The sequence below is a fragment of the Deltaproteobacteria bacterium genome, assembly GCA_030654105.1.
Classification (GTDB): domain Bacteria; phylum Desulfobacterota; class SM23-61; order SM23-61; family SM23-61; genus JAHJQK01.
In genome coordinates, this window is sequence record JAURYC010000297.1 from 1 (window position 1) to 6,230 (window position 6,230).

The window sequence follows — 6,230 nt, forward strand, 5'->3', positions numbered from 1 at the left end:
AGCGAAGCGCCCTGGCCCCCGAGCCTGAGAAAGCCACCGGTAACGATAACTCTCAAGCAAACTGATTCCTAAACAACAGGTTAATAAGTTTTATGGAGGAAGCGGAATTTAAGGAGCGGGGAAGGGCAGGAAAGAAAAAAAGGATAAAAGAAGTTGAAAAGCTCTCGGCCCTGTGATAATCTGCCTTCCAAAAAGGAAAACAGGTAGGGAAACTACAAATTTTAGGAGGGAGCAATGGATTATGAAGATATTCTCTACGAGGCGAAGGAGGGAATCGCCAAGATCGTCATCAATCGGCCCAAGGTGTACAACGCTTTTCGGGTAAAAACCGTGGATGAACTTATTGATGCTTTTGAGAGAGCCGAAGCGGACGAAACAGTGGGAGTGGTCATTTTCACCGGCGCCGGGGAGAAGGCCTTTTGCTCGGGAGGGGATATCTCGGTCATGGGGAAACTCACTCCCAGCATCGGCAGAGCGTGGTTGGGCAAATGCCTCCAACTTTCCAACACCATGCGTTGGCTGAGTAAGCCGATCATCGCAGCGGTAAACGGGTATTGCCTGGGTGGCGGCAACGAGCTCAACGTGCTCTGCGATATCACCATTGCTTCGGAAACAGCTGTTTTCGGCCAGGTGGGGCCGACGGTGGGCAGCTCTCCCATCTGGTGGGGCATTCAGCTGCTTCCCAGGATTGTGGGGGAAAAGAAAGCTCGCGAGATGGTCTTCCTGTGCAAAAGGTACGACGCCCGGGAGGCTGAAAAGATGGGATTGTGCAACAAAGTCGTTCCAGCTGACAAACTCATGGAAGAGGCCGAGGCCTGGGCCAAGAGAATTTTGGAAATGAGCCCTCAGGCCATTAAAATCGCGAGGGCATCTTTCAACCACGCCCTTGATCTCCTACTGGCTTCCTCGTATGCCGGAAGCGAGATGTTAGGGTTGACTTACGGGTCGGCGGAACTCACCGAAGGAATGGATGCCTTTCTAGAAAAACGCAAGCCCGACTTTGGCAAATTTCGCCGGGGGAGTTCTTCAGGAGATTAAAAGAGGCTTTCCCCTTTTGTTACTGGCCCAAAAAATTCATGCTCGGGCATTCTCCCTCAGCCTTTTTGTAAAAATTCTTCGAGGGTAAGTCCGGGGACACGGGCCAGAGGTCTTCCAGGGTAAACTCCTTCCCTTATATCCCCCCAGCTCTTTGCTCTTTGAGCTTTAAGCGAAACTACCGGACCAAAAGCAATTGGCCATCATGCTGGATTCCCAGTCCATGTTTTACTGCGGTTTTGATCTGAGGCAGGTTCCAGGCATCACCCGTCAGGTGGTTGACGGCGGCGTAGTTCTGGAGGAGCCGAACCCCCTGCACGTCCAGAGCCACTGGATCCCCAGAAGCCAGGACGACTCCTGGATGGACAGCCAGCCCGATAGCCGGCCCACCACTGACGAAGGAGACTCGTCCATCCATGATGATCAGATCGGGCTTGACGGGGATGCTCATTTCTACAGCCCGTTGGGAAACAAACATGTTGTTATCCCCATGGAGGAGGGTTCGGTCGGCCAGGTGGGTCATGCCCACAGTAAGCTTTAGGCTCATGGAAAACCCGGCCAGGTAGTGGGTCTTCATCGTGGGTAAGTAGATGATTTTATCGAAGCTTTCCAGATCCTTGGGGTAAGCGATGAGGTCGAGGTATTCTCCTGAAATGGGCACATTTAAGAATTGGGATTTATCAAAATCCAGGAGGGGAATCTTCATTTCGGCCATCCTGGACAAAAGACCGGCATTCTTAAAAACCTTCTCAGTCGGCACCCAGGGCCGTCCTACGCTCTCTCCGACGGAGATTTTAGTACAGCCTTGCTCTCGCAGCAGGTCGATGACCGCCACCAAAAAGTCCAGGGCCGTTGAGCCTGGGGGGGGGTCATCGCTGTTAAAGTTGGGCTTGAGAAGAATGCGGTCTTGCGGTTTAATGGATTTATCCAATCCTCCAAGCAACGCCACAGCCTTACGGATGTCACTTTTGACATCATTACTGGTGACGACGAAAGAGACCAGGGCTTTGCCCTCCTTATGGTAAGGGTTAGGCCGACGATGGCGTAAAGCCACTGTCCCGACAACTTGTTTCTTCATCAGCGGCGGATAATCTTTGGGTCGCATCTCGCCTAAAAAGGCCTGGTATTCCTCTCGGTGAAAGATTACCTCTTCGGGCTTAAATTTCATTCCCTTTCCTCCTGTTTACTGGATTGACGATTAAATATTGATGATCTCGTAAAAAGTCCATCTGTCCGCCTAAGGCGGATTGCGCTGCATCCCCCGCCCCGTTAGATCAGAAACTCCGCATTGGGGGTATAGGGCGGGGATCTGATTTCCAAGAGGAAGAATCATCTTGGGGTCAATCTAACGGGGTGAATCGTTGCGGCGTACCCCAAAGTACGCCTCACTCCTCAGGACTTGCGCGCCTGGCATCTGATGTAGGGGCATGGTGACCGTGCCCCTACTTTGCCATGCCTCTGAAGGCATTTTACGTGATCATCAATATTGAGATGGGTGAGTAATGGACCGTCTCTATATGCTTAGTTTATCTTAGCGGGAATTCTTTGAATTGCCAACAAAAAATTGTCATAATTACCTGGCCAGAGCGACATTTTACTTGGCAACGATCTTTGATTGAGAGAAAATAGAAAGTAAGGGGAACCTTTTAACCCATGATCCAATACCTAAAAGAGTATGTCCTCTTCAACCCCATTATATGGGGGATCATGGTCGTTGTCCTATGGATCGTGGGGGCAGCCTTCATCAAGGCTTGGCGTGGAAAGGATGAGGATTGATATGGAGAGATTCAAAGAATGGATTCATTGCTGCAATGAATCCTGTGCTCAATCTATCGAGGTTGAATTTACCGAAGCCACCCGTAAGTTGCGCATTACCTGCCCCTCTTGCGGGCAACTCAATCAGGTTGAGATTATCCTTCCCTCTGATCGCGGAGGATCCGCGGATCGGTTCGGCCCTCCCGCCAACGGCGAAAAGATGAAAATTGTTGTTATTCCCGGTGATTAAAATTTGAAAAAATATTCTTTATAGGGTCAGCTCTTTTCCAAAGAGATCATTCCGAAAGGGACGTATTAAAGCGCCACTGCAGACATTCCTACGGTTGCCCTCTGAATTTTTTTTTGCAACCTATTCCCCTCCTCGCCGAGAGCGTAGGGGTAGGGAGATCGAAGAAGCGTCTCCCGCTGGCTTAAGTTCCACGAGAGTAGCCCCCCACCCTCCGGCATCTTCTCCTGCTAACCTAAAGGAAATTACTTCCGGCAGCCGGCCAAGGATGGAGTGAACCGTTTTCCGTAGGGCTCCAGTCCCTTTCCCGTGAATCACGCGAACTTGAAGGATCCCTTGCTCTCTGCAGGCGGCCAGGTAATCGGGCAAGAGATCTTTCACTTCCTTCGGCTGAAAGGTATGTAAGTCAAGGATTCCATCGATCGGGAGTTCAATGGGTTCAGATTCTTCCATTATTTATCGCCTCAGGAAAATTAGGTTGGGCAAATGGTCCTTCGCCCCCCAAGCACATTCCCCCCATCCCTCTCCCCCGGATTCAGAGGAGAGGGGAGGGTGAGGGGGGAAGCCTGAAGGTTAACTCGCATTCCGCTGGAAGAGGGCGCGGATGATGTTGGGAAAATTCAAGCGCCACCGGAAGACGGGCCACTTAATCTCTTCCTTGTCGCAAACCGTGGACATGCTTACCCGATCGAAAGTTTCCTTCAAAGCCATGAGTTTTCGGCTACGTTCCGGTTCGCCTAATAAGATGATCTCATCCACCTGCCGGATCATGTCCATCGCCAGGAGGATACGCTTCTCCGTCCGGTCAGCGGTCTCCTTCTCCAGCAGGCCAAAGTGCTCCTTCAAACGGTTTAAACGAAGCCCGGCCTGGTAGGAGCTTTCGACGATGTCATCGCGGGTCATCCATTTCGTCTCATAACTCAAAGTATACTTCCAGCTCGGAGCTAAGAGAGCTTTCCGGTAATCCTCCAGGTTCTTACAGAATACCCGGTAGCCCACCTCATCGGCTTTTTCGAAAGCGATCGAACCAGGGTCGAGGAAAGGAGCCAGCGGAGAGATGAAAGGATTCAGGCGCCGGCCAAAAGTTTTCATCAGGTATTCGCAATAATCAATGGTCTCCATTACCGAAGCCGGGGTCTGCTGGGGAAGCCCGATCATGAAAAAGACATCGAACTTGGAGCAGCCAGAATCCAGGGCGAAACGGATCGACTTCTCCATCTCTTCATTGGTGTAGAATTTTCCCGTTGCCCGCCGGACTTTCTCGTCGTGGGATTCGGGAGAGGTCTCAAAATTAAAGTTGGGAAAAGCCTCGGCAACCATCTGGAAATAGGATTCCGCAGCCGGGGTGAAAAGTTCCAGGACCACCTGATTTTTCGGCCGGACAGGCCGGATTCGAGAAAGAAGGGTTTGACCATAGCTCTCCCCTGCCTGCCTCAGGTCTCCAACGACGAAGATGGGAGCATTGGTGTACCTGGAGATGGAAAGAATATCATCGGCAACCTTTTCCGGGCTGCGAAAGGCGCAGGATTCCCTGGAACAGAATCGATCCAGCCCGAAACGAGATCCCCCGCAGAAGACGCAGTTGTGGGTACACCCCCGGCAGGTCATGACGGCAGTAATCGGGTACTCCCACCAGTCATGGATAGGGATTAAAGATTTTAGGTCAAGGTATTTCATCGCCGAGCGAAAGAGGTTGGAGTAATTGTTCGAGTATTCGTCCAAGGCCAGAAGGACATGGGTCAGGGGGTTAGCGTGCACCTCTTTCTTCCCATCTTTCCAGGTTAGGTTCGGGACCTCTCCTAAGGATTTGTTCTCCTTCAGGGCCACCAGAAGTTGGCGCAGAGGTTCTTCTGCCGAATCTCCCCGGACCACAAAATCCACCTGGGGGTAGCGGATCAGTTCTTCGTGAAAGTAGGTGGCGGAATAGCCGCCAAGGATTACGGGAATATCAGGGTGACGTTTTTTGCAGAGGGCAGCGATTTCCAAGGAACCGTGGGCATGGGGAAGCCAGTGCAGGTCTATTCCGAAGGCTCGGGGACGGAGCTTGGCGATCAGCCTTGCGGCATCGAAATGGTCATCTTTAAGCATCCGCAGAGCCAGGTTGATGATCCGGACATGAATCTTATTCCTTTCCAAATGCTCGGCAATGGAAGAGAAACCGACCGGGTACATCTCAAAAATGGGCGTTGACGGAACGAGGTCAGAGATGGGCCCGAAGAGAATCGGGAGCTTACGGAAATCATAGACGGAGGGAGCGTGCAGGAGAATTAAATCTGGCTTGATAAACATTTCCAATCAATGAATACCTTCAAATAATTTAATTGTATAGGAATTTCCTTTTTGGACACGGATTCACCCTGTTAGATGTTTACTATCCAAAAGGGTAAACACAGATTATCAGGATAAACTAAAAAGAAAATAATGATCCGTTGTTATCTGCGCAAATCTGCGTTCTATTAAATTTAAGGAAAGTTTAAAATAACAGAGAAGATTAAAAAAACCAAGGAATTTCTCTCTTGAAAATGGGACAATTGTAATGTGCTCAGACGTGATTTGTTCGTAGGGATTTAGATTCTTTCTTGCCAGCTCTGGGGATTACGCTTGGCATGGAATACAGCGAGAATAAGCACGGTTCGAAAGATTCGGCTAACTCAGCTTCCACCTCCGGACGGACGATAAGCTCTCGACTCATGCTCGGCTCTTGAATCGCTCACGCACAACAGACCATGGCGAACCGGCATTAGGATCCATGTGATAGGCATCGAGTCGTCGGTCGAGTTCGGCTTTCTGCTCATCCGTCAGAGTGACAGAGTCGGGCACTTCCGTAATACTGTCCCAAATATCCTGAACAAGTTGAATTCGTTCAGAGACGCTAAGCCTAAGAATATCTGCTTTTCCTAGCATGTTTCGCCATCCTCCCATAAAATCTATGATACTCCAGATATAGGCTTTTTTCAATCGCTACGTTCCTGCTCACCGGACGAGGGCTTTATCTCGGTCCGGTGGAGCGGCTTGTTGGGCCTTCTTGCTCTCCCGTGTCCTTTAGGCGCTTTCGCCTTCCAATCCGCTGGCAAGCCTCGGGATTCGTTGAAATCTGGCCGAGCGCTTTCTCCACCTCGCCGAGCAACTCGGAACCTAAACCGAGCGAACGACTCTCGTAATACTCCGCCGCCTCAGTGACCTCGGCGTCAGC

General features: G+C 50.9%; 8 protein-coding genes. 3 read left to right on the forward strand and 5 right to left on the reverse strand.

The genetic code is table 11. The features are described from left to right. Positions 1-234: 234 nt before the first annotated feature. Positions 235-1,038, forward strand: a complete 804-nt coding sequence (locus tag Q7V48_12915) for an enoyl-CoA hydratase-related protein (protein ID MDO9211630.1) — start codon at positions 235-237, stop codon at positions 1,036-1,038. A gap of 175 nt (positions 1,039-1,213) precedes the next feature. Here Q7V48_12915 and Q7V48_12920 read toward each other — a convergent pair whose 3' ends face one another. After that, positions 1,214-2,203 (reverse strand): DUF362 domain-containing protein, encoded by a 990-nt coding sequence (locus Q7V48_12920; protein ID MDO9211631.1) that lies wholly within the window; start codon positions 2,201-2,203, stop codon positions 1,214-1,216. A gap of 485 nt (positions 2,204-2,688) precedes the next feature. Here Q7V48_12920 and Q7V48_12925 point away from each other — a divergent pair, with 485 nt between their 5' ends. After that, positions 2,689-2,811 (forward strand): hypothetical protein, encoded by a 123-nt coding sequence (locus tag Q7V48_12925; protein ID MDO9211632.1) that lies wholly within the window; start codon positions 2,689-2,691, stop codon positions 2,809-2,811. Between the two features lies 1 nt (position 2,812). After that, positions 2,813-3,040, forward strand: a complete 228-nt coding sequence (locus Q7V48_12930) for a hypothetical protein (protein MDO9211633.1) — start codon at positions 2,813-2,815, stop codon at positions 3,038-3,040. A gap of 120 nt (positions 3,041-3,160) precedes the next feature. Here the strand turns inward: Q7V48_12930 and Q7V48_12935 are convergent, their stop codons facing one another. The 4 genes from Q7V48_12935 to Q7V48_12950 form a co-directional block, all read right to left on the reverse strand. After that, positions 3,161-3,490, reverse strand: coding sequence for a Smr/MutS family protein (locus Q7V48_12935; protein MDO9211634.1), 330 nt, complete (start codon positions 3,488-3,490; stop codon positions 3,161-3,163). Positions 3,491-3,610: 120 nt separating this feature from the next. Then, on the reverse strand, positions 3,611-5,326 hold the full coding sequence (locus Q7V48_12940; protein MDO9211635.1) for a TIGR04190 family B12-binding domain/radical SAM domain protein: 1,716 nt from the start codon (positions 5,324-5,326) through the stop codon (positions 3,611-3,613). Positions 5,327-5,725: 399 nt separating this feature from the next. Next, positions 5,726-5,959, reverse strand: coding sequence for an addiction module protein (locus tag Q7V48_12945; GenBank protein ID MDO9211636.1), 234 nt, complete (start codon positions 5,957-5,959; stop codon positions 5,726-5,728). Between the two features lie 67 nt (positions 5,960-6,026). Further along, positions 6,027-6,230, reverse strand: a 204-nt coding sequence (locus Q7V48_12950) for a hypothetical protein (protein MDO9211637.1), incomplete at its 5' end; no start/stop codon positions are given.